At 73.4% G+C, this 22341-nt stretch carries 20 protein-coding genes; 12 read left to right on the top strand and 8 right to left on the bottom strand.

Annotated elements, in window-relative coordinates:
• Positions 1-21 precede the first annotated feature (21 nt).
• On the top strand, positions 22-513 hold the full coding sequence (locus ACZ7JZ_RS10740) for an LURP-one-related/scramblase family protein (protein ID WP_470935954.1): 492 nt from the start codon (positions 22-24) through the stop codon (positions 511-513).
• Positions 514-546: 33 nt separating this feature from the next.
• Here ACZ7JZ_RS10740 and ACZ7JZ_RS10735 read toward each other — a convergent pair whose 3' ends face one another.
• Entirely contained in the window at positions 547-1362 is an 816-nt protein-coding gene (locus ACZ7JZ_RS10735) for a carbon-nitrogen family hydrolase (protein WP_470935951.1), read from the bottom strand.
• Between the two features lie 156 nt (positions 1363-1518).
• On the opposite strand from ACZ7JZ_RS10735, the gene ACZ7JZ_RS10730 reads away from it, so the two are divergent.
• Positions 1519-2346 (top strand): maleylpyruvate isomerase family mycothiol-dependent enzyme, encoded by an 828-nt coding sequence (locus ACZ7JZ_RS10730; RefSeq protein WP_470935948.1) that lies wholly within the window; start codon positions 1519-1521, stop codon positions 2344-2346.
• Here the strand turns inward: ACZ7JZ_RS10730 and ACZ7JZ_RS10725 are convergent.
• Together ACZ7JZ_RS10725 and ACZ7JZ_RS10720 are read right to left on the bottom strand one after the other, a co-directional pair.
• A complete protein-coding gene (locus tag ACZ7JZ_RS10725; protein ID WP_470935945.1) occupies positions 2336-3697 on the bottom strand; it encodes an MFS transporter in 1362 nt (453 codons plus the stop codon). The genes ACZ7JZ_RS10730 and ACZ7JZ_RS10725 overlap by 11 nt on opposite strands.
• Positions 3694-4359, bottom strand: a complete 666-nt coding sequence (locus tag ACZ7JZ_RS10720; RefSeq protein ID WP_470935943.1) for a GntR family transcriptional regulator — start codon at positions 4357-4359, stop codon at positions 3694-3696. The genes ACZ7JZ_RS10725 and ACZ7JZ_RS10720 overlap by 4 nt, the downstream gene beginning before the upstream one ends.
• A 175-nt stretch (positions 4360-4534) precedes the next feature.
• Here ACZ7JZ_RS10720 and ACZ7JZ_RS10715 point away from each other — a divergent pair, with 175 nt between their 5' ends.
• Together ACZ7JZ_RS10715 and ACZ7JZ_RS10710 are read left to right on the top strand one after the other, a co-directional pair.
• Complete coding sequence (locus tag ACZ7JZ_RS10715) at positions 4535-5794, top strand: DUF418 domain-containing protein (RefSeq protein WP_470935940.1); 1260 nt, start codon at positions 4535-4537, stop codon at positions 5792-5794.
• 170 nt (positions 5795-5964) lie between these two features.
• Entirely contained in the window at positions 5965-6882 is a 918-nt protein-coding gene (locus tag ACZ7JZ_RS10710) for a D-alanyl-D-alanine carboxypeptidase family protein (RefSeq protein ID WP_470935937.1), read from the top strand.
• Between the two features lie 89 nt (positions 6883-6971).
• Here ACZ7JZ_RS10710 and ACZ7JZ_RS10705 read toward each other — a convergent pair whose 3' ends face one another.
• The 4 genes from ACZ7JZ_RS10705 to pdhA form a co-directional block, all read right to left on the bottom strand.
• Positions 6972-7313, bottom strand: coding sequence for a hypothetical protein (locus ACZ7JZ_RS10705; RefSeq protein WP_470935934.1), 342 nt, complete (start codon positions 7311-7313; stop codon positions 6972-6974).
• A gap of 166 nt (positions 7314-7479) precedes the next feature.
• Positions 7480-8937, bottom strand: coding sequence for a dihydrolipoamide acetyltransferase family protein (locus ACZ7JZ_RS10700; protein WP_470935931.1), 1458 nt, complete (start codon positions 8935-8937; stop codon positions 7480-7482).
• An 11-nt stretch (positions 8938-8948) separates the two neighbouring features.
• Positions 8949-9929, bottom strand: a complete 981-nt coding sequence (locus ACZ7JZ_RS10695; protein ID WP_470935928.1) for an alpha-ketoacid dehydrogenase subunit beta — start codon at positions 9927-9929, stop codon at positions 8949-8951.
• 2 nt (positions 9930-9931) lie between these two features.
• Positions 9932-11119, bottom strand: coding sequence for a pyruvate dehydrogenase (acetyl-transferring) E1 component subunit alpha (gene pdhA, locus ACZ7JZ_RS10690; protein WP_470935925.1), 1188 nt, complete (start codon positions 11117-11119; stop codon positions 9932-9934).
• Positions 11120-11440: 321 nt separating this feature from the next.
• On the opposite strand from pdhA, the gene ACZ7JZ_RS10685 reads away from it, so the two are divergent.
• Positions 11441-12100, top strand: coding sequence for a response regulator (locus tag ACZ7JZ_RS10685; protein ID WP_470935922.1), 660 nt, complete (start codon positions 11441-11443; stop codon positions 12098-12100).
• A gap of 129 nt (positions 12101-12229) precedes the next feature.
• Complete coding sequence (locus tag ACZ7JZ_RS10680; protein WP_470935919.1) at positions 12230-12646, top strand: pyridoxamine 5'-phosphate oxidase family protein; 417 nt, start codon at positions 12230-12232, stop codon at positions 12644-12646.
• A gap of 68 nt (positions 12647-12714) precedes the next feature.
• Here ACZ7JZ_RS10680 and ACZ7JZ_RS10675 read toward each other — a convergent pair whose 3' ends face one another.
• Positions 12715-14346: a protein kinase domain-containing protein gene (locus ACZ7JZ_RS10675; protein WP_470935916.1), complete on the bottom strand. Its 1632-nt coding sequence runs from the start codon at positions 14344-14346 to the stop codon at positions 12715-12717.
• Positions 14347-14644: 298 nt separating this feature from the next.
• On the opposite strand from ACZ7JZ_RS10675, the gene ACZ7JZ_RS10670 reads away from it, so the two are divergent.
• The 6 genes from ACZ7JZ_RS10670 (at position 14645) to ACZ7JZ_RS10645 (ending at position 22198) form a co-directional block, all read left to right on the top strand.
• A complete protein-coding gene (locus tag ACZ7JZ_RS10670; protein WP_470935913.1) occupies positions 14645-16321 on the top strand; it encodes a Stk1 family PASTA domain-containing Ser/Thr kinase in 1677 nt (558 codons plus the stop codon).
• 365 nt (positions 16322-16686) lie between these two features.
• Positions 16687-17136 (top strand): hypothetical protein, encoded by a 450-nt coding sequence (locus ACZ7JZ_RS10665; protein WP_470935910.1) that lies wholly within the window; start codon positions 16687-16689, stop codon positions 17134-17136.
• Between the two features lie 109 nt (positions 17137-17245).
• Positions 17246-17902: a PadR family transcriptional regulator gene (locus tag ACZ7JZ_RS10660; RefSeq protein ID WP_470935907.1), complete on the top strand. Its 657-nt coding sequence runs from the start codon at positions 17246-17248 to the stop codon at positions 17900-17902.
• A gap of 22 nt (positions 17903-17924) precedes the next feature.
• Positions 17925-18662 carry an ABC transporter ATP-binding protein gene (locus ACZ7JZ_RS10655; RefSeq protein ID WP_470935904.1) on the top strand — a complete coding sequence of 246 codons (738 nt, stop codon included), beginning with the start codon at positions 17925-17927 and terminating at the stop codon, positions 18660-18662.
• A gap of 2 nt (positions 18663-18664) precedes the next feature.
• Positions 18665-21532, top strand: coding sequence for an FtsX-like permease family protein (locus tag ACZ7JZ_RS10650; protein ID WP_470936397.1), 2868 nt, complete (start codon positions 18665-18667; stop codon positions 21530-21532).
• A gap of 129 nt (positions 21533-21661) precedes the next feature.
• Positions 21662-22198, top strand: a complete 537-nt coding sequence (locus tag ACZ7JZ_RS10645) for a bacterial proteasome activator family protein (protein WP_470935901.1) — start codon at positions 21662-21664, stop codon at positions 22196-22198.
• The last annotated feature ends 143 nt before the right edge of the window (positions 22199-22341 follow it).

Below are 22341 nucleotides of genomic sequence, written 5' to 3'. Positions count from 1 at the left end.
AACCCGGGAAGCTTCTGGGGCGTGAAGTACCTCGTACGGGACAAACTGCTGGCCATCGGCGACGACTACTGGATCGAGAACGAGGAGGGGCGGTACGCCTTCCTCGTCGACGGGAAGGCCCTGCGGCTGCGGGACACCTTCGAGCTCAAGGACCCCGACGGGCGCATCCTGATCACGCTGCGCGAGAAGGTGCTGAGCCTGCGCGACGCGATGACGCTGGAGCGCGACGACCGCAGGCTGGCGGTGGTGAAGCGCAGACGCCTGTCGCTGCTGCGCAACCACTACGTCGTCCAGCTCGTCGACGGGACCGAACTGGACGTCAGCGGGCGGATCCTGGACCGGGAGTTCACGGTCGAGTACGACGGGGAGCTGCTGGCCCACGTCTCCCGCAGGTGGTTCCAGCTGCGGGAGACGTACGCCGTCAACCTGGTCCGGGAGGACGCGGATCCGGCCCTGCTGATCGCGGTGGCGGTGTGCGTGATCCGGATGGCGGAGAAGGAGCGGGAGGGGTAGGGGCGGAGGGGGTCCGCCCGGCCGGGCGGACGGTCAGGGGGCGGTGGGGCGGGCCAGGCCCAGGGTGCGGTCCTTCAGGGCCGGGAACTGCTCGCGGGTGGCGGCGACCCGCTCCGGGTCGAGGTCCACGGTCAGGACCTCCTCCCCCGCCCCCGCCTCGCCCAGTACCTCGCCCCACGGGTCCACGGCGATGCTGTGCCCGGACATCTCCACCCCGGCGTGCGTCCCGGACCCGGCCACGGCGAGGACGTAGGCCTGGTTCTCGACGGCGCGGGCCTGCGCGAGCAGGGTCCAGTGGGAGCGGCGGCGGGCCGGCCAGCCCGCGGAGACCACGAGGGCGGTGGCACCGGAGTCGACGAGTCCGCGGTACAGCTCGGGGAAGCGCAGGTCGTAGCAGGTGGAGAGGCCGAGGGTGAGGGAGCCGGGCCCGTCCGCGGGGCCCAGCCGGGCGGTGCGCAGCTCGGTGCCGGCGCCCATCATCACGGCCTCGCCCCGGTCGAAGCCGAAGCGGTGGATCTTGCGGTAGGTGGTGTGCAGGCCGCCGTCGGGGGAGTAGAGGAGGCTGGTGTTGTACAGGGTCCCGTCGCCGCCGCGCTCGACGATCGAGCCGGCGTGCAGCCAGACCGCGGCGTCGCGGGCGGCCGCGGACATCGCGCGGTGCGTGGGCCCGTCGAGTGGCTCGGCCCCGCTCTCGAACTGCTCGTACGCGAAGGCCCCGACGGTCCACAGCTCGGGCAGCAGGACGAGGTCGGAGGCGGTCTGTCCGCGGACGAGCGAGGCGGCCCGGGCACGCCGGGATTCCACCGACTCGCCCTCGTTCACCGCGATTTGGATGAGGGAAGCGCGCACAGTACCACCGTCCTGGCCGGTAGGCCGTCAACTCGGGCCTACGATCGTCACACGAAAGCACTGCCGGGGTGCGTCCCAGCAGCGTAACTTTGGCAATCAAGCCTCCCACTCCGCTACGAGCTCAAGTCGCCACTGAACAGCAGCACGAGGGGTCCCGTGACCGTCCATCCCAGCCTTCAGCCCTATGCCGACGCGTGGACCCACTCCATCGAGGCGATATCCGAACTGGTCGGCCACCTGCCGGAGGCCGAGTGGAACCGGCCCAGTCCGTGTCCCGGCTGGTCGGTGCGCGACCTCGTCTCGCACGTCATAGGCGTGGACTGCGAGATGCTCGGGGACCCGCGGCCCATCCACACCCTGCCGCGCGACCTGCGGCACGTGGTGGACGAGCCGAGCCGGTACATGGAGGTGCAGGTGGACGTCCGCCGGCACCACACGGCGCCGGAGATGACCTCGGAGCTGGAGTACACGGTGATCCGGCGGACCCGGCAGATCCGCAACGAGAAGCGCGATCCGCTGACGACGGTGGTCCGGGGCCCGTTCGGGGAGCAGGTGACCCTGGAGCTGTCCTACCGGCTGCGGGCCTTCGACATCTGGGTCCACGAGCAGGACCTGCGCGCGGCCCTCGGGGTGCCGGGCAACCTCGACTCCCCCGGCGCCCACATCGCCCGCGACCTGCTGCTGGCCGGGCTGCCGAAGGTGGTCGCGAAGAAGGCGGGCGCTCCGGCGGGCACGGCGGTGGTGCTGGACGTGCACGGGCCGCTGGAGTTCCTGCGGACGGTGCGCGTGGACGCGGAGGGCCGGGGCACGATCGACGGGACCCCTTCGCTGGGTCCTGCCGTGACCCTGGCCATGGACTGGGAGACGTACTCGCGGCTGGCCGCGGGCCGGGTGCGGCGGCAGTCGGTCGCCGACCGGATCAAGGTCGAGGGCGATCCGGAGCTGGCGGAGGCCATCCTGCGGGAGTTCGCGGTCACGCCGTGACGCGCGGCTCCGGGGCGGCTCCCCGGGGCGGTACGGCGGGGACGGCGGCCGGGGCCGCGCGCTCGCGCTCCCGGCGCAGGGCCTGCGGGCGCAGCCGCAGGATCTGGGCGGTGCCCAGGGCCTGGAGCAGGAACACGCAGGAGAAGGCGGTCCGGTAGTCGTCCCCGGTGGCGTCCAGCAGCACCCCGACGGACAGCAGGGTGGTCATGGAGGCCAGGAAGCCCCCCATGTTCGTGATGCCGGAGGCGGTGCCCTGGCGGGCGGCCGGGTTCGCGGGCCGGGCGAAGTCGAAACCGATCATCGAGGCGGGTCCGCAGCCCCCGAGGACGGTGCACAGGGCGACCAGCAGCCACATCGGCGCCCGGTCGCCCGGGTAGCCGAGGACGGCGCCCCAGAGCAGGGCGGTCACGGCGACGGTGCCGAGGGCCAGCGGGATCCGGGCCGCGGCGCGGCGGGCGACGAGCTGCCCGTACCCGAGGCCGAGCACCATGTTCGAGGCGACGACCAGGGTCAGCAGCGCGCCTGCGGTGCCGCGGGACAGGCCCTGGGCCTCGACGAGGAAGGGCATCCCCCACAGCAGCAGGAAGACCATGGCGGGGAACTGCGTGGTGAAGTGCACCCACAGGCCGAGCCGGGTGCCCGGCTCCCGCCAGGACTCGGCGATCTGCGAGCGGACGAAAGCCGCCCCGGCGCGCCGGGGCGGCTCGGGCTCCTGGCCCTCGGGGTAGTCCCGCAGGAAGAGCACCAGCGGGACGAGCACCAGCAGGCCGGCGGCGGCGCTGCCGGCGAAGGCGGGCACCCAGCCGATGCCGTGCAGGACGGGGGCCAGGACCAGGGTGGAGACCAGGTTGCCCGCCATGCCGACGAGGCCGGCGAGCTGGGCCATCAGCGGGGCGCGGCGGGGCGGGAACCAGCGGGTGCCGAGCCGCAGCACCGAGATGAAGGTCATCGCGTCGCCGCAGCCGAGCAGGGCGCGGGCGGCCAGGGCCATGCCGTACGAGGGCGAGAGCGCGAAGCCGAGCTGCCCGGCGGTGAAGAGGACCGCGCCGAGGGTCAGCACCTTCTTGGTGCCGAGCCGGTCGACCATCAGGCCGACGGGTATCTGCATGCCCGCGTAGACCATGAGCTGGAGCAGGGAGAAGGCCGCGAGGGCGGAGGCGTTGACGTGGAAGCGGTCGGCGGCGTCGAGTCCGGCCACGCCGAGGCTGGTGCGGAAGATGACGGCGACGAAGTAGACGGCGACGCCGATGGACCAGACGAGGGCGGCCCCGCGGCCGCCGGGGGGCTCGGGGGCCGTCGGCGGGCGCGCCGGGGCGGGGGCGGGCGAGGGAGCCGGGGAAGGGGAGCTCACCGGAGCTCACCGCCGCGGACGAGCAGTTCGACGCGGCCCAGGTGGCCCAGCACGGCGGCGGCGGCCCGGTCCCCGTCCCCGGCGCGCAGGGCCTCGTAGATCTCGGTGTGCTCGGCGAGGTTCTGCGCGGTGCGGTCGGGGTGGACGTGCATCACGGCCACGCCCATGCGCAGCTGGCGGTCGCGCAGCTGGTCGTAGAGGCGGGAGAGGATCTGGTTCCCGGCGCTGCGGACGATCTCGGCGTGGAAGCAGCGGTCGGCCACGGCGAAGGCGGCGAGGTCCCCGCTGCGGGCGTGGCCGGCCTGGGCGTGCAGCAGCTCCGCCAGGCGCTCCAGCAGGGCCGGCGGGGCCGGGACGGCGCGGCGGACCGTGTACTCCTCCACGAGCCGGCGGGTCTCGACCACGTCGGCGATCTCCTGGGCGGAGACCGGCAGGACGAGCGCGCCCTTCTTCGGGTACAGCTTGATCAGCCCCTCCGTCTCCAGGCGGAGGAGCGCCTCGCGGACGGGGGTGCGGGAGACGCCCACGGCCTCGGCGAGCTCGCCCTCCGTCAGGAGGGACCCGCCCTCGTAGCGGCGGTCCAGTACGGCCTGCTTGACGTGCTGGTAGACGCGGTCCGCGGCGGGCGGCTGCTTGGCGGGGGCGGGAGCGGCTGGAGGCATGGGCACAGCTTAGATACAACAGGGGTGCACGCGGGGAACCGTATCGGCATCCGGACGGCCCCCGGCGGAGCACGGGATTCCGGCCGTGTCCGGAAACCAGCTCCTCCGAAGGAGGTACGTACCGATCGTCCGGGCGCAGGAGGAACGGGGCCGCAGCCGCCGGGAGCCTGGATCCATGGCGAACTCGCACCGGGCCGCCGCGCCCGCCGGACCCGAGCCCGCATCCACAGCCGGGGCAGGGACCGCAGCCGCCCCCGCAGCCGGGGCAGCGACCGCACCCGCAGCCGCACCCGCCGGGCGGCTCCCGCTGCTCGACGTGCTGCGCGGGGCGGCCATCCTCGGCACCCTGATGACGAACGTCTGGATCTTCGCCGGGCCGGGCTCGGAGTGGGGCGTGCTCCAGGGCCTCTCCCTGGAGGGCGCCCACCCCGCAGAGATCGTCTTCCGCTTCCTCGCGGACGGGAAGTTCCTCTCCCTCCTGACCGTGCTCTTCGGGGTCGGCCTCGCCATCCAGTACGACTCCGCCCGGCGGCGCGGACTGCCCTGGCCGGGCACCTACCGGCGCCGGGGGCTGTTCCTCTTCGCCGAGGGCAGCGTGCACTTCCTGCTCGTCTTCGCCTGGGACGTGCTGATGGGCTACGCCGTCACCGCCCTGCTGACGGCCTGGCTGCTGGTCCGCTCGGAGGCGGTGCAGCGGCGGGTGATGTGGACCGCCGCGGGCCTGCACGCGGCCCTCATGGCCCTGGCCACCCTGGCCCTGGCCACCGCACCCGGCGGCGGGGGGCCCGAGCCGGTGAGCCGGACCGCCGTGGACCTGTACGCCCACGGCTCCTACGTGGACCAGGTCCGGTTCCGGCTGGAGAACGCCGTCGCCCTGCGCATCGAGCCCGTCTTCTCCTTCGGGCTGCTGCTCTTCCTCTTCCTGCTCGGCGTACGGCTCTACCGGGCCGGGGCCTTCGGCGCCGACGGGCGCGGCCGGCGGATCCGCGGCCGGCTGGCGGCCTGGGGGCTCGGCCTCGGCCTGCCGCTGAACGCCGCCGCGGCCCTCGGCGGCGACGCGTACTTCCTCCTCGGCCGGTACGCCGCGGCCCCGCTGGTGGCCCTCGGCTACCTCGGACTGATCGGCTGGGCCCTGGACCGGATGCGTACACCGGGGCCGGTGGTCGCGGGGCTGGGCTCGGTCGGCCGGACCGCCCTGTCCTGCTACGTGCTCCAGAACCTGCTCTGCATGCTGGCCTGCTACGGGATCGGGCTGGGCCTGGCGGAGCGGTTCGCGGACAGCGGGCCGTGGTGGGTGATGGGGCTGTGGGCCGCGGTCTGCGCCCTGCTGACGGCGGGTTCGGTGCTGTGGCTCCGGAAGTTCACGAACGGTCCATTGGAATCCGTACAGAAGCGACTGATCGGACGCCCAAGGTTGCAGAACGGTCAAGAATGACCACCCGGGCGAAACATCGGGGAACCGGGAAGCGTCTCCTGTCTAAGGGCCTCTGCCGGTTTCGGTACTGACAGACCCTCACCACACACTTCCACTGGATCGCCGTGGGCCCCGGTCCGACCGCGGGCCCACCTACTCGGGGACGACTTTTGATACAGAGCCTCACGCGTGTGCGCAGAGCCGCTGCCGTCACGATCACCGCCGGTGCCATCGCGGCCGGCACGGTGCTGGCGACGCCCGCCCAGGCCGCCGCACCGACCGTGACCGCCTCCGGCGCGTTCATGCTCAACAACGCTACGGGCGCCACCCTCTTCAGCAAGGCCGCGGACACCAGGCGCCCGATGGCCAGCACGACGAAGATCATGACGGCGCTCGTGGTGCTCACCACGCCCGGCGTGAACCTGAACAGCAAGATCACGGTCAAGCAGGCCTACCCGGACTACGTCCGCTCCGTGTACGGCAGCACCGCGGGCCTGATCGTCGGGGACACCCTGACCGTCGACGGGATGCTCAAGGCCCTGCTGGCGCCCTCCGGCTGCGACGCGGCCGTCGCGCTCGCCGACAAGTTCGGCAAGGGCACCACCTTCACCGCCCGCAAGGCCAACTTCGTCGCGCAGATGAACGCCAAGGCCAAGGCGCTCAAGCTGACGAACACCAACTTCGACTCCTTCGACGGGAACTCGCCGACGAAGAAGAACTGGACCACCCCGCGCGACCTGGCCAAGCTCACCCAGTACACGCTGAAGAACAAGACCTTCGCGGCCATCGTGAAGACCGCGTACTCGAAGTCCACGGCGACCGCCCCCAACGGCCGCCCGCGCTACTACACCTTCAAGAACTCCAACAACCTGATCCGCGCGAAGACCGACGGCGGATACGCCTACCCGGGCGCGATCGGCGTCAAGACCGGCACCAACACCCCCGCGGGCCCGTGCCTGGTCTTCGCCGCCACCCGCAACGGCAAGACCGTGATCGGCGTGCTCCTGAACGACCAGAACCGCTACACGGACTCGATAAAGCTCATGAACTGGTCGCTCGGTACGGCCTACAAGGCCCCGATGAACTCCGTCCCGGACGTTCTCGACTGACCTGACCCGACCGGGCCCGAGCCCGTACGGCCCGGGGGGCCGGCAGCGCACCCGCGCCGCCGGCCCCTCTGTCATGTCCGACCGGACCGCTACGCCGTCCCCTCGGCCTCCGCCAGCAGATCCGCCAGGTACTCCGGCAGGGCGCCCGGCAGGGCCGCCGGGTCGAGGGAGCGCAGCGGGGCCGCCGAATCCCGGTCCACGTAGGCCGCCAGCTGGAGGAGGGCGTGCAGCTGGGACTCCAGCGCATCCGGATCCGTCTCCCGCGCCGCCGCCTCGGACAGGGCGAGGACCAGTCGCCGGCCCTGCTCCCCCGAGTGCCGGCCGGGCCGGTCCGCGGCCTCGTCCGCCGCCCGCTCCCGCATCCGGGGCTGCTCCGCCCCCAGGCCCCGTACCAGGCCGTCCACCCGCCGCACCGCCACCGCCGCCACCACCGTCCCCGCACCACCGAGCCGTCAGGGTCGAACATACGGTCAGCCGCGGGCGCGGCGAACAGTTCCGGCCGCGGTTGCCGGGGGCGCCGCGGCCGGAAGAACCCGAACGGGCCCCCGCCGGTCGGCAGGGGCCCGTTCGGACTGCTCGCGCGCGCTCGCGCGGCCGCTACGCCCAGGTGATCAGGCGCTTGGGCTGCTCCAGCACCGCCGCGATGTCCGCGAGGAACCGGGAGCCGAGCTCGCCGTCGATCAGGCGGTGGTCGAAGGACAGCGCCAGCGTGGTGACCTGGCGGACCTTGACCTTGCCCTTGTGCACCCAGGGCTGCTCCCGGATGGCGCCGACCGCGAGGATCGCGGACTCGCCCGGGTTCAGGATCGGGGTGCCGGTGTCCACGCCGAACACGCCGACGTTGGTGATCGTGAGCGTGCCGCCCGACATGTCCGCCGGGGAGGTCCTGCCCTCGCGGGCCGTGGCGACCAGCGCGGACAGGGCCTCCGAGAGCTCCGGCAGGGTCTTGGCCTGGGCGTCCTTGATGTTCGGGACGATCAGGCCGCGCGGGGTGGCCGCCGCGATGCCCAGGTTCACGTAGTGCTTGAGCACGATCTCCTGGTTCGCCTCGTCCCAGGCCGCGTTGACGTCCGGGTTGCGGCGGACCGCGACGAGCACGGCCTTCGCGATGAGCAGCAGCGGGTTGATCCGCAGCCCGCCGAGGTCCGGGTCCGCCTTGAGGTCCGCGACCATCTTCATCGTGCGCGTGATGTCGAAGGTGATGAACTCCGTCACGTGCGGGGCGGTGAAGGCCGAGCCGACCATCGCCTGTGCGGTCATCTTCCGCACGCCCTTGACCGGGATCCGGGTCTCGCGGGCACCGGGCTCCGCGAGGGCGGCCGGGGCCGCCGCCGGGGCGGCCTGCGCCTGCGGTACGGCAGCGCCTGCCGGGACCTGGGCGGGGGCCGGGGCGGCCGCGGGGGCCTGGGCCGGCGCGGCGGCCGCGTGCACGTCCTCGCGGGTGATGATCCCGCCGGGGCCGGTCGGGACCACCGCGGCGAGGTCGATCCCGAGGTCCTTGGCCAGTTTGCGGACCGGGGGCTTGGCGAGCGGGCGCTCGCCGCCGTGCCCGTTCAGGCCGTTCTGGCCGCCGGCGGCAGCCGGGGCGGGCTCGAACACCGGGGCCGCGGGGGCGGGCACGGTGGCCGCCGGGGCGGACCCGGCCGGGGCTGCGGCGGCCTTGCGGGGCCGGCGCTTGGTCGAGCCCTGCGAGACCCCGTAGCCCACCAGGACCGGCTGGCGGCCCTCGGGGGCGGGCTCCTCGGCCTCGGGGGCCGCGGCGGCGGCCGGGACCTCCGCGGGAGCGGCAGCGCCCCCGTCACCGGTCTCGACCGCGATGATCACCTGGCCCACGTCGACCGTGGTGCCCTCCGGGAAGCGCAGCTCGGCCACGACCCCGTCGAAGGGGATCGGCAGCTCGACGGCCGCCTTCGCGGTCTCGACCTCGCACACGACCTGCCCGTCGGTGACCGTGTCACCCGGCTGGACGTACCACTTGAGGATCTCGGCCTCGGTGAGCCCCTCGCCCACGTCGGGCATCTTGAACTCGCGCAGAGTCGTCGTCATCGTCGTCATCGCCCCTCTCCTCAGTACGCCAGCGAGCGGTCGACGGCGTCGAGCACCCGGTCCAGGCCGGGCAGGTACTCGTCTTCCAGGCGGGCGGGCGGATACGGGGAGTGGAAGCCGCCGACGCGCAGCACCGGGGCCTCCAGGTGGTAGAAGCAGCGCTCCGTGATCCGGGCGGCGATCTCCGAGCCCGTACCCAGGAACACCGGGGCCTCGTGGACCACGACGAGCCGGCGGGTCCGCTCCACGGAGGCCTGGATGGCGTCGAAGTCGATGGGGGACATCGAGCGCAGGTCCAGGACCTCGACCGACTTGCCCTCCTCGGCGGCGGCCGCGGCGGCCTCCAGGCAGACCTTCACCATCGGGCCGTACGCGGCCAGGGTGAGGTCCGAACCCTCGCGCACCACGCGGGACTTGTGGAGCTCGCCGGGGATCGCCTCGACGTCCACCTCGCCCTTGTCCCAGTAGCGGCGCTTCGGCTCGAAGAAGATCACCGGGTCGTCGCTCTGGATGGCCTGCTGGAGCATCCAGTACGCGTCGGACGGGTTCGAGGGGGAGACCACCTTCAGGCCCGCCACGTGCGCGAACAGCGCCTCGGGGGACTCGGAGTGGTGCTCGACCGCGCCGATGGCACCGCCGTACGGGATGCGCACGACGACCGGCATCTTGACCTTGCCCAGCGCGCGGGCGTGCATCTTCGCCAGCTGCGTGACGATCTGGTCGTACGCGGGGAAGACGAACCCGTCGAACTGGATCTCCACGACCGGCCGGTAGCCGCGCAGGGCCAGGCCGATGGCGGTGCCGACGATGCCGGACTCGGCGAGCGGGGTGTCGATGACCCGCTCCTCGCCGAAGTCCTTCTGGAGACCGTCGGTGATGCGGAAGACGCCGCCGAGCTTGCCGACGTCCTCGCCCATGATCAGGACCTTGGGGTCCGAGTCGAGGGCCTTGCGCAGCGATTCGTTGAGCGCCTTCGCGATCGACATCTTTTCGATGGCCATGGTCAGTTGCCCTCCTCGAAGGACGCGAGGTAGGCGGCGAACTGGGCGCGCTCCTCGTCGACGAGCGCGTGCCCGTCCGCGTAGACGTTCTCGAAGATCGCCATGGTGTCGGGGTCGGGCATGGTGCGCACGGCCTCGCGGACCCGCTTGCCGAGGGTCTCGCTCTCGGCCTCCAGCTCCTCGAAGAAGGCCTCGTCGGCCGCGCCGGAGGCCAGCAGGTGGGCCCTGAGGCGCAGGATCGGGTCCTTGGCCTCCCAGGCGGCGCGCTCCTCGTCCCGGCGGTACTTCGTCGGGTCGTCGGAGGTGGTGTGGGCGCCCATGCGGTACGTGAAGGCCTCGACCAGGGTCGGGCCCTCGCCGTTGCGGGCCCGCTCCAGGGCCCAGCGGGTCACGGCCAGGCAGGCCAGGACGTCGTTGCCGTCCACGCGGATGCCCGGGAAGCCGAAGCCGGAGGCGCGCTGGTAGAGCGGGACGCGGGTCTGGCGCTCGGTGGGCTCGGAGATCGCCCACTGGTTGTTCTGGCAGAAGAACACCACGGGGGCGTTGTAGACGGCCGAGAAGGTGAAGGCCTCGTTGACGTCGCCCTGGCTGGAGGCGCCGTCGCCGAAGTAGGCGATCACGGCGGAGTCGGCGCCGTCCTTGGTGATGCCCATCGCGTAGCCGGTCGCGTGCAGGGTCTGCGAGCCGATGACGATGGTGTACAGGTGGAAGTTGTTGCCGTTGGGGTCCCAGCCTCCGTGGTTCACCCCGCGGAACATGCCGAGCAGGTTGGCCGGGTCCACCCCGCGGCACCAGGCGACGCCGTGCTCGCGGTAGGTCGGGAAGACGTAGTCGTCGTCGCGCAGGGCGCGGCCGGAGCCGATCTGCGCGGCCTCCTGGCCGAGCAGCGAGGCCCACAGGCCCAGCTCGCCCTGGCGCTGCAGGGAGGTGGCCTCGGCGTCGAAGCGCCGGGTCAGGACCATGTCGCGGTACAGCCCGCGCAGGTCGTCGGCGGTGATGTCGGCGACGTAGGGGGCGAACTCCGAGGACATGGCGTCCTCGACCCGCTCCCCTTCGGGCGTCAGCAGCTGTACGAGCTGGGGCTCTGCACTCTGGGCGGCAGCGGCGGTCTTGCGGGCTCCCGCGCCCGCCGTCCGCTTGGTGCCGCTGCTGCGGCGCGGCTTGCGCGCGGCAGTGCTCTCCACGGTCACGTGTGCTCCTCCGTCGGTCCGGCACCCGGGGTCGTCCGGGGACCAGTGCGGCTCGCCCGGTCCTTGCGCTCGCACGGGGTGGGTGCGATTCGGCGGGATCCAGGCGTGACAGTCGCCCCGGCGAGTGCCCTGCGCAATCACGTTACCCAGTGCTCCGCATAACTGCGAAACCCCACCTGACCTGCGTTTTTGCTTGGATTTCCAAGTAAATTCGCCGGAGCTGGAACAACCACTGGTCACAGCCTTGCAGGGGGCCGGAACAACGGCACGTTATCCCGGGTAACTGCGGCAGGGAAGGGGTGAGTATGTGAAACTGACCTTGTGCGCGAAGATGGAAAAATCACGGTATTCCTCCTTGACGACCACGAAGTGGTGCGTCGGGGCGTCTATGAGCTCCTCTCCAGCGAATCGGACATCGAAGTGGTCGGCGAGGCGGGTACCGCGGCCGACGCACTGGTGCGGATTCCGGCCACCCGTCCCGACGTGGCGGTCCTGGACGTCCGGCTGCCCGACGGCAGCGGCGTGGAGGTCTGCCGGGAGGTCCGCTCCCAGAACGAGGACATCAAGTGCCTGATGCTGACGTCCTTCGCGGACGACGAGGCGCTGTTCGACGCGATCATGGCCGGCGCCTCGGGGTACGTGCTGAAGGCGATCCGCGGAAACGAGCTGCTCAACGCGGTGCGGGACGTGGCCGCGGGGAAGTCCCTCCTGGACCCGGTGGCCACCGCGCGGGTGCTGGAGCGGCTGCGCGACGGCAAGAACGGCAAGGGTGACGACCGGCTCGCGAACCTGACCGACCAGGAGCGGAAGATCCTCGACCTGATCGGCGAGGGCCTGACCAACCGGGTGATCGGCGAGCGGCTGCACCTGGCCGAAAAGACGATCAAGAACTACGTCTCCAGCCTGCTCTCGAAGCTCGGAATGGAGCGCCGGTCGCAGGCGGCCGCGTACGTGGCCCGGCTCCAGGCCGAGAAGCGCTGAAGCACTGAAGCACTGAAGCGTAGAAGCGTTGATTCCACGCTTATGTCGGTTTAATTCGGGACCAACGTCCTCGATCATGAGGGCGGGGTCCTCTTTCCGGCACGGTGTCGGCACCCGGACAGTGGACCCATGTCGCCTGACGAACTCCACGCCATCGAGCTGCTGCGCACGGTGCCCTACGGCCGCGTGGCCACCAGCATGCGTGCGCTGCCCTTCATCGCCGCCGCCCGGCACGTGGTCGTGGGCGGCAGGGTGGTGCTGCGGATGCACGCCGGCTTCGGGTACCACCAGGCGTGCAGCGGCAGCGTGGTCGCGTACGGCGCGGACAACTTCAACACCGGGGACCGCCGGCTGTGGTCCGTACAGTTCACCGGTACGGCCGAGATCGTGGAGCCGACCACGGCGGAGCTGGAGCTCTTCGGACCGGGCCCGCACTACGTGGACGACGAGCTCTTCGAGCCCGTCTACATGCGGATCGACCCCCAGTTCGTGACCGTCCACACCCTGGCCGGCAACGTGGAGCGGCAGTTCCAGCACGTGCTGTGAGGCCCGGGCTCCGGGCCCGGGCTCCGGGCCCGGGCTCCGTGGACCCGCTGAGATCGGGAAGAGACGTCCTAGCCGTTGCCGCGCTGGCTCTGGCCCTCGCCGTCGCCGCCCGCCGTTTCGCCGCCCGGGTCCGGGTCGGTGGTCGGGGGCTCCTGGGTGGGCTCCTGCGTCGGCTCCTCGGTGGGCTCCTGCGTGGGCTCCACGGTCTTCGTGGGCTCCTGCGTCGGCTCCTCGGTGTGCGTGGGCTCCTGCGTCGGGGTGACCGGCTTGGTCCAGGTGGGCCGGGTCGTGGGCTCCCGGGTCCAGTCGCCCCGCGTCGGATCGGTCTCCTCGCGGGTCTTCGAGGACTTCTCCGGCTCCGGGGCCTCCTTCGACGGGCTCTTCGAACCGGTGACGCCGGGGCTCTTGGCCGGGCCCTCGGAGGGGCTGCCGCCCCCGCCGGCCTTCGTGACCGCGTAGACCACGCCCACCGTGACCGCGAGGACCGCGAGCACCGCGAAGAGGACCATCTTCCAGCGGCCGCCGCCCTCGCCCCGGCCGCCGCCGGAGCCGTACCCGCCGGTGCCGCCGTCGTTGTACCCGCCGCCGCCGGGGAAGGCCGAGCCGTCGTCGGGGTTCAGCGGGGGCACCATCGGCTGGCCGAACTGGCTGGTGGTGCCGTGCGAGGGGTAGTGCTGCTGGGGGCCGGGGCCGCCGACGGGGTTCATGGCGGTGGTGGGCGCGTGCCCGCCGCCCTGGCCGTGCGGCAGCGCCATGGTGACCGGGCCGGTGTTCCACGTACCGGTGTGGGGCCCCTGCTCCTGGAGCATCTGGAGCGCGTACTGGACCAGCCCGCGCATCTCCTCGGCGCTCTGGAAGCGGTCGTCCGGGTCCTTGGCGAGCGAGCGCATCACCAGGCCGTCGAGCTCCGCGGGGACGCCGTGCGCGATCTGGGAGGGCGGCACCGGCGCGTCCTGGACGTGCTGGTAGACCACCGAGAGCGGGGTCTCCCCGGTGAACGGGGGCCGCAGCGCGAGCAGTTCGTACAGCAGGCAGCCCGTGGCGTACAGGTCGCTGCGGTGGTCCACGGCCTTGCCGAGGGCCTGCTCCGGGGAGAGGTACTGCGGGGTGCCCATGACCATGCCGGTCTGCGTCATCGTCGACTGGGCGCCGTGCAGGGCGCGGGCGATGCCGAAGTCCATCACCTTCACGGCACCCGTGTTGGTGATGATGACGTTCGCGGGCTTGATGTCGCGGTGCACGATGCCGTGCTGGTGCGAGTACGCGAGGGCTTCGAGCACCCCGGAGACGATGATCAGGGCCTGGTCGGGCCCGGGCGCCTCGGCGCTGATCAACAGGTCCCGGATCGTACGGCCTTCAACCAGCTCCATGACGATATAGGGGACGACGTTCGCGCCGACCCGGTCCTCGCCCGAGTCGTACACGGCCACGACCGCATGGTGGTTGAGCCCCGCGACCGACTGCGCCTCGCGCGTGAAGCGGGCCTTGGACACCGGGTCCTCGGCCAGGTCCGCGCGCAGCAGCTTCACGGCGACCGTGCGGCCGAGCCGTACGTCCTCCGCCGCGAAGACCTCGGCCATGCCGCCGCGGCCGAGGCGGTGGGTGAGCCGGTAGCGGCCGTCTCCGACGAGCCCGCCCGCTCCGAACTGCTCGGGGACGTCAGACATCCCGGCGCCGTTTCCGTCGGGTTCGGGTGCCATCGGTCCTCGCCGTCGTTTCTGGCCGCGTCCGGTGGCGGATGCGGTCTTGTGTGCAGAGTGCTCCGGTGAACGCTACAGCCTCCCGGCCCCCGACCGGTCAGGGATAAGAGCCCCGCGGACGCCCTGTAGACGGCCCGTCGACGCCGCGTCGACGCACCGTCGACCGACTGTTAACACCCGGTCCGCAGGTGGTCACGGAACGGGAACCCCGGCTTGACGTGTGCTTGCCCTCCGGCAGACTGGGCCGCGTCATACGGACCGGCAGGTCCCGCAGCAGCGCCCGAGGGGAAGCACAGTCATGAGCCAGGACGGCACTCAGGGCCGGTACGCAGGCGGTTCCCTGGCCCGTGGCCGTTACCAGCTACGGGACTTGCTGGGCGAGGGCGGCATGGCCTCGGTGTACCTCGCCTACGACGCCTCGCTCGACCGGCAGGTCGCCATCAAGACCATGCACACCGAGCTGGGGCGCGAGCAGTCCTTCCGCGAGCGCTTCCGGCGCGAGGCCCAAGCTGTTGCCAAACTGTCGCACACGAACATCGTGTCGGTCTTCGACACCGGCGAGGACACCGTCTCGCTGGGTGGGACGCAGGCCGACGGCGGCGCCCCGATGCCGTACATCGTCATGGAGTACGTCGAGGGCCGGCCGCTCGGCTCGGTGCTCCAGGCGGACATCGCGCAGTACGGCGCCATGCCCGCGGACCGGGCGCTGAAGGTCACCTCGGACGTGCTGGCGGCGCTGGAGGCCAGCCACGAGATGGGCCTGGTCCACCGCGACATCAAGCCGGGCAACGTGATGATCACCAAGCGCGGGCTGGTCAAGGTGATGGACTTCGGCATCGCCCGTGCGATGCAGTCCGGGGTCACCTCGATGACCCAGACGGGCATGGTCGTCGGCACCCCGCAGTACCTCTCCCCGGAGCAGGCCCTCGGCCGCGGGGTGGACGCGCGCTCCGACCTGTACTCGGTCGGCATCATGCTCTTCCAGCTGCTGACCGGGCGGCTGCCCTTCGAGGCGGACTCCCCGCTGGCCATCGCGTACGCGCACGTACAGGAGGAGCCGGTCGCGCCCTCCTCCGTGAACCGGTCGGTGACCGCCGCCATGGACGCGCTGGTGGCGCGGGCGCTGAAGAAGAACCCCAACGAGCGCTTCCCCACGGCCGCGGCCATGCGCGACGCCTGCGACCGCGTGCTGGCGGCCGGGCAGACCGGGGCGCCGGTGATCGTGCCGGGCGGGGGCCCGCGCAACAGCGGGGCCGGGGTCGGCTCCACGGTCTTCCCGCCGGTGGACGCCTCCCTCCAGGCCCCGCCGCCGCAGTCCGTCCAGCAGCCGTACCAGTCGTACGCCGCCCCGCACACCCCGCACCCCGCCCCGCACCAGCCGGTGCCGCAGGCCCCGCCGTCGGGCGGGTACGCGTACCCGCCGCAGCCGGCCCCGTCCCCGTACGCCGCGCCGCACGCGCCGGTGCCGCAGCAGTCCCAGACCCCGCCGCCGTACTCGCTCTCCCCGCAGGCCCCGGCCGCGGGCGGCGGCGGGCGCCGGCGCGGTACGGGGACGGTGGTGCTCGCGTCGGTGGTCGGCGTGGCCGCGGTCGCCGGGCTGGTGTACGCGCTGAAGATGACCGGCGGCGACGAGGACCCGCAGGGCCCGGGCGGCGGCTCGAGCGCGAGCCAGTCCGCGAAGCCCGGCCACAAGGGCCCGGACCGGACCCGGACCATCGACGTGGACGACTGCAAGAACCCGCAGGAGGCCTACAACGACCCGGACAAGGTCAAGGCCCCGGGCTTCCGCTACAAGGACATCATCTCGGTGAAGGCCTGCCTCCAGGCCGCGGGCTGGACGGTGAAGGAGACCCCGCGCAACGAGGCCGTCTGGGGCGAGGGCACGGTCCTGGAACAGTTTCCCGAGGCGGGCGAGGACATCGACCCGAAGGACACCCAGTTCACCCTGCACGTCTCCACGGGCGACCCGGAGTAGGCCACTCCGGCCGCGCGGGGTTCCCTCCGGACGAACTCTGGGGTTCGAGCCCACCGGGCCCGGAGCGAAATCCAGCCCGCACGGCGACTGAGCGCACCGGGCCGGAGCGAAATCCAGCCCGCGCGGCGTTTGAGCGCGCCGGGCGCGGAGCGCACGGAACCGGGTCCGGGGCGGAGCCCCGACAACCAGCCCCGCCGGCGCTTGAGGCGCGGGGGCCGGGGCGGCGCCCCGGTTTCGCGAAGGGGCGGGTGGGGGAGCAACCCCCGCCACCCACCCGGGTGTCCAAGATGCCGGATTTGCCGCGCCATGTGAACCTGGCCCTGACATCTCCGCGATCCGACCCGCCCGGGACGGGAGGGGCCCCCGTGCACCAACGCTTCCGCGCGCTCCAATGGACCGCCGGGGCCGCCCTGGCGGCCGGACTGCTGCTCCCCGCCGCCCCCACACCCGCCCGCGCCCACGGGCCCGCCCCCGCGGCCCTCACCTCCCCCGCCACCGAGGCGGCGGAGGAGCTCGCCGGAACCCCCGCCGGCGCCGGCCGGGAACGCCCCGGCCGCCCGGCGGCCGAGTACGTCGTCCCGGCCGGCCCCGCCCCCGCCCGGGACGCCGCCCCCGCCCTCCGCCCCGCCCCCCGCACGCCCCCGCGCGAGGAGCCCCCGCAGGCCGACCCCAGCCCGCCCCCACTCGTCTCCGCCCTCGACGGCCGCCCGAACTCCCGCGCCGCGAACCTCGCCGAACACGTCCTCCCGCTCGGCGCCGGCGTGGCCCTCGTCGGCCTCGGCCTCGGCTTCCTGGGCATGCGGCTGCGCCGGTGACACCCCCGTGCCCACCGGTCCGCACCCCTCCTGAGCTGGCCCTTCCCCGCACCCCCCGCCCGACCCCGACCGCTTGCATCCGGCAGCATACTCGGTATACATACTCAGTATGTCGATCCGCCACGGACTCCTCGCCCTCCTGGAGCGCGGACCCCGGTACGGCTCCCAGCTGCGTACCGAATTCGAATCCCGCACCGGCGCCACCTGGCCCCTGAACGTCGGGCAGGTCTACACGACCCTGTCCCGGCTGGAACGCGACGGGCTCGTCCTCCCCGACGGGACGGACGGGGCCGGCCACACCCTGTACGCCATCACCGACGCCGGCCGCACCGAGCTGCACGAGTGGTACGAGCGGCCGGTGGACCGCACCAACCCGCCGCGCGACGAGCTCTCCATCAAGCTCGCCATGGCCGTCGGCGCCCCCGGCGTGGACATCCGCGCCGTCATCCAGGCCCAGCGCTCCGCGACCATCCGTGCCATGCAGGACTACACCCGGCTCAAGGCCCAGGCCCTGACCGCCGTCGAGAGCGGGTCGGCCGGCGAGCGCGACGACGTGGCCTGGCTGCTCGTACTCGAACAGCTGATCTTCCAGACCGAGGCCGAGGCCCGCTGGCTGGACCACTCCGAATCCCGGCTGGTCCGGCTCTCCGTCCTGGCCGAACGGGAAGCCCCGACCGCGCCGCCACCGGCCGCACCCGGCGGCGGCGCCGCCACCGACCGCACACCGACCGCACCGGTCCGGCCCGCGCGCACCCGCCGCGGCTGACGCCCGTCCCAGGGGGGACCTCATGCACGATCCGCAGCACGCGCCCGCGCCCGTACTGGAGCTGCGCGGGCTCACCCGCGTCCACGGCAGCGGCGCCACCGAGGTGCACGCCCTGCGCGGCATCGACCTCGCGGTGTACCCCGGCGAACTCGTCGCCGTCATGGGCCCGTCCGGCTCCGGAAAGTCCACGCTGCTGACCCTCGCCGGGGGCCTCGACTCCCCCTCCGGGGGCCAGGTCCTCGTGGAGGGCACCGACATCACCGGCGCCTCGCCGAAGCAGCTGGCCGCCCTGCGCCGCCGCTCCATCGGCTACGTCTTCCAGGACTACAACCTCATACCGGCCCTGACCGCCGCCGAGAACGTGGCCCTGCCGCGCGAGCTCGACGGGGTCCCGGCCCGCCGGGCCCGCACCTCGGCCCTGAAGGCCCTGGCCGCCATGGGCCTGTCCGAGCTCGCCGACCGCTTCCCCGACGAGATGTCCGGCGGCCAGCAGCAGCGCGTGGCCATCGCCCGCGCCCTGGTCGGCGACCGCCGCCTCGTCCTGGCCGACGAGCCCACCGGAGCGCTCGACTCCGAGACCGGGGAGTCGGTGCTCGCCCTGCTGCGGGCCCGCTGCGACGCCGGCGCCGCCGGGGTCCTCGTCACCCACGAGCCCCGCTTCGCGGCCTGGGCGGACCGGGTGGTCTTCCTGCGCGACGGCCGCGTCGTCGACGAGACCCTGCGCACCGGCGCGGACTCCCTCCTCACCGGACGGGCGTGAGCGTGAACTCCCGGTACCACTCCTGGGTCGCGGCCCTGCGCATAGCCCGCCGCGACGCCCTCCGCGCCAAGGGCCGCAGCGCCCTGGTCCTCGCCATGATCGCGCTGCCCATCGTGGGCGTCAGCGCCGCGGACCTGACCCTGCGCAGCGCCCAGCTCTCCCCCGGCCAGAAGCTGGACCGCACCCTCGGCGCGGCCGACGCCCGGCTGACCGACCCCGGCCTGGCCGGGGCCGCGGTCTACCAGTCCCCCGGCGGCGACGACTACGCCCCGGTGGGCGGGTACGGGGAGCGCTGGGCCCCCCGGCCCGCGTCGGAGGCCGCCGTCGCCTCCGTGGCCCCCGCCGGGGCCCGGCTGCTGAAGGACGTGCAGGGCACGGCCAAGGTCCGCACCCGGCACGGGCTGCTCCAGGTCGCCGTCCGCGAGCTGGACCCCGCGGACCCCCTGGCCGAGGGGCTGATGACCCTCGACCGCGGCCGCTTCCCGCAGAAGGCGGGCGAGGTCGCGGCCACCACCCACTTCCTGGAGGCCTCCGGGCTGTACGTGGGCTCGAAGGTGGTCCCGCGCGGGCTGGAGCGCCCGTACGTGATCACCGGCGCGTACGAGCTGCCGGACGACCTGAAGGGCGATGTGCTGCTCGCCCCGCCGGGCAGCTTCCTGGCCCCGCTCGGCGCGGCGCAGGCCCGCAACGGGCTCTCCGCCGTGGACTCGTCCACCACCTGGCTGGTGGGCCTCGGCGGTCGGGGCGCGGGCGCCGGCCGCGGCGAAGGTTTCACGTGGAACATGGTCAAGGCGGCCAACGCCAAGGGGGTCGTGGTGACCTCACGGGCCGTCACGCTGGACCCCCCGCCCGAATCCGACGTACCGCTGTACCGGCAGGAGTCCCGCGGGTACGACACGGGCATGGCCGACCACGCCGCCGAGCTGGCCTCCGCGGCCACGGTCGTCGGCCTGGCCCTCCTGGAGATCTGCCTGCTCGCCGGGCCCGCCTTCGCCGTGGGCGCCCGGCGCTCGCGCCGCCAGCTGGGCCTGGTCGGGGCCAACGGCGGCGACCGGCGGCACATCCGCGCCATCGTCCTCGCGGGCGGCCTGGTGATCGGCGCCGCCGCGGCCCTGGTCGGGACCGCGCTGGGCACCGCCCTGACCCTGGGGCTGCGTCCGGTGCTGGAGGCCCAACTGGGTTCCCGGTTCGGCAGCTTCGACGTACGGCCCCTGGAGCTGCTCGGGATCGCGCTGGTGGCCGTCATCACCGGTCTGCTGGCCGCCATGGTCCCGGCCGTGACCGCCTCCCGGCAGACCGTGCTGGCCTCGCTCACGGGTCGGCGCGGGGTGCGCCGGGCCAACCGGGTGCTGCCCGTGATCGGCCTCCTCGCCGTGGCGGGCGGCACCGCGATCGCCCTGCTCGGCACGGTCACCGGACTCGGGTTCACGGTGGTGGCCGCGGGCAGCGGGCTGGCCGAACTGGGCCTGGTCGCCCTGACCCCCGCGCTCGTCGGGCTGTTCGGCCGGCTCGGCTCGCTGCTGCCGCTGTCCCCCCGGATCGCGCTGCGCGACGCGGTGCGCAACAGGGGGCGTACGGCCCCGGCGGTGGCGGCCGTGCTGGCCGCCGTGGCCGGCACGGTCGCGGTGGCCACGTACGAGGCGGGCCAGGACGCGCAGTACCGGCACGAGTACCGGGCCCAGCTGCCCGAGGGCACCGGGCGGGTGCTGACGGCGGACGCGGGCGGCTTCCGCGAGATGCCGGCCGTGCGCGCGGCCCTGAGCCGGGAGTTCCCCGTGGAGGTGCGGGCCGATGTGGACCGGGTGGTCGTGGGCCGCCCCGACTGCGACCGGTACGGCGTCGTGCAGGGCTGCGGGCAGGTCCAGCCGGTCATCCCCGAGGGCCAGGAGTGCCCGCTGTGGGACGACCCGGAGCACGGGCCGGAGGTCTTCAGCCCCGAGGAGCGCCGCAAGCTCGGCAAGGACTGGCGCTGCGCGTCCGTGGACTTCTTCGCCGAGAACGAGACCGTCGTCGCCGACGAGAAGCTGATGACCGCCCTGGCGGTCCGGGACGGCGCCGCGGCCCGGGCCCTGGCCTCGGGCACGGCGGTCTCCTTCGACCGGCGGTACGTGAAGGACGGGAAGGTGACCCTGGTGGTGGTCACCGACCGGGAGAAGGCCGAGCGGGCCCAGGAGCAGCGCAAGGAGCTGCCGGGCGAGCGGAAGGCCTTCCCCGTGCACTTCTCCGCGGGCAGCACGGCGTACGGCATCAAGCTGGTGCTGCCCCCGGCCGCGGTGAAGGCCGCCGGGCTGGCGACCGCGCCCCTGGGCTCGTACTACACGCTGGACGGGCCGCCGAGCGGGGAGCAGCGGCAGCGGCTCGACGGGGCCCTCGACACGATGGGCTCCGACGCCGAGGTGTACGTCGAGGACGGCTACGAGAGCTCCGGCAGCCTCATCCTGCTCGCCCTGACGGTCTTCGCCGGGGTGGTGACGGTCGGCGCGGCCGGGATCGCCACCGGTCTGGCGCAGGCCGACGCGGAGGCCGATCTGCGGACCCTGGCCGCCGTGGGCGCGCCGCCGGGGGTCCGCCGGGCCCTCAGCGGGCTCCAGTGCGGGCTGGTGGCCGCGATGGGCGTGGTCCTCGGCGCGGCGGCCGGAGTGGTGCCCGCCATCGGGCTGCGGCTGAACGAGCGCCGGCAGCAGATGGGCTGGTACGAGGAGGCCGTGGCGCAGGGCGCCGAGGCCGGGCTCAGCGTGCCGGTGGTCCCGGTGGTGGTCCCGTGGGCGACCCTCGGTGCGCTGCTGGTCCTCGTACCGCTGGGCGCCGGGCTGCTGGCGGCCCTGGTCACCAGGTCGAACGGGGCGCTGGCGCGGCGCGCGGCCGTCTGAGGCCGGGCGGGTCCCCGGGGGAGCGCGATCGGCTCCGCGCCCTCGGGGCTTCGTACCCCCGCGCAGGGTGGATCACGCCCGCGCGGGGGCACACCGTGTGGAGACGGAGGTGTGGGAGACAATGTCGGCATGGAGATGCCGAGGAGTGAACGGTCGCAGGACAGCCCCCCGCAGGTTCTGATCGTGGGCCAGGACGGGACGGCGGTCGGCGGCGCCGATGACGAGTCGCGCGAGGTCCCGGTGACGGAGATGGTCGAACAGCCCGCCAAGGTCATGCGCATCGGCAGCATGATCAAGCAGCTTCTGGAAGAAGTACGAGCGGCTCCCCTCGACGAGGCGAGCCGGGTCCGGCTCAAGGACATCCACGCCAGCTCGGTGAAGGAGCTGGAGGACGGGCTCGCCCCCGAGCTCGTCGAGGAACTGGAGCGGCTGTCGCTCCCCTTCACGGACGAGGCCATTCCGTCCGAGGCGGAACTGCGCATCGCGCAGGCCCAGTTGGTGGGCTGGCTGGAGGGCCTCTTCCACGGCATCCAGACGGCCCTGTTCGCGCAGCAGATGGCGGCGCGGGCCCAGCTGGAGCAGATGCGCCGGGCCCTGCCGCCCGGGGCCTCGCACGAGGATGAGGACGGGCAGCACGGCCCGGTCCGCTCGGGCCCGTACCTGTAGTACCGCCACAGCCCTGCGCCGGTCCGGCCCGCAGTCGCTGCTTTCGGGGCCCGCCCGGTGCGGGCCCCGAGGCGTGTCCGGGGCCGGTACGGGCCGGCTGCGGACTGCCGGGCCCGGCCTGCCGGGGGTGCACGAGAAGCCGC

The organism is Streptomyces sp. NPDC038213 (assembly GCF_055600495.1).
Note: the sequence above shows the minus strand (reverse complement) of the source record. Positions and strands in the feature narration are given on the sequence as shown.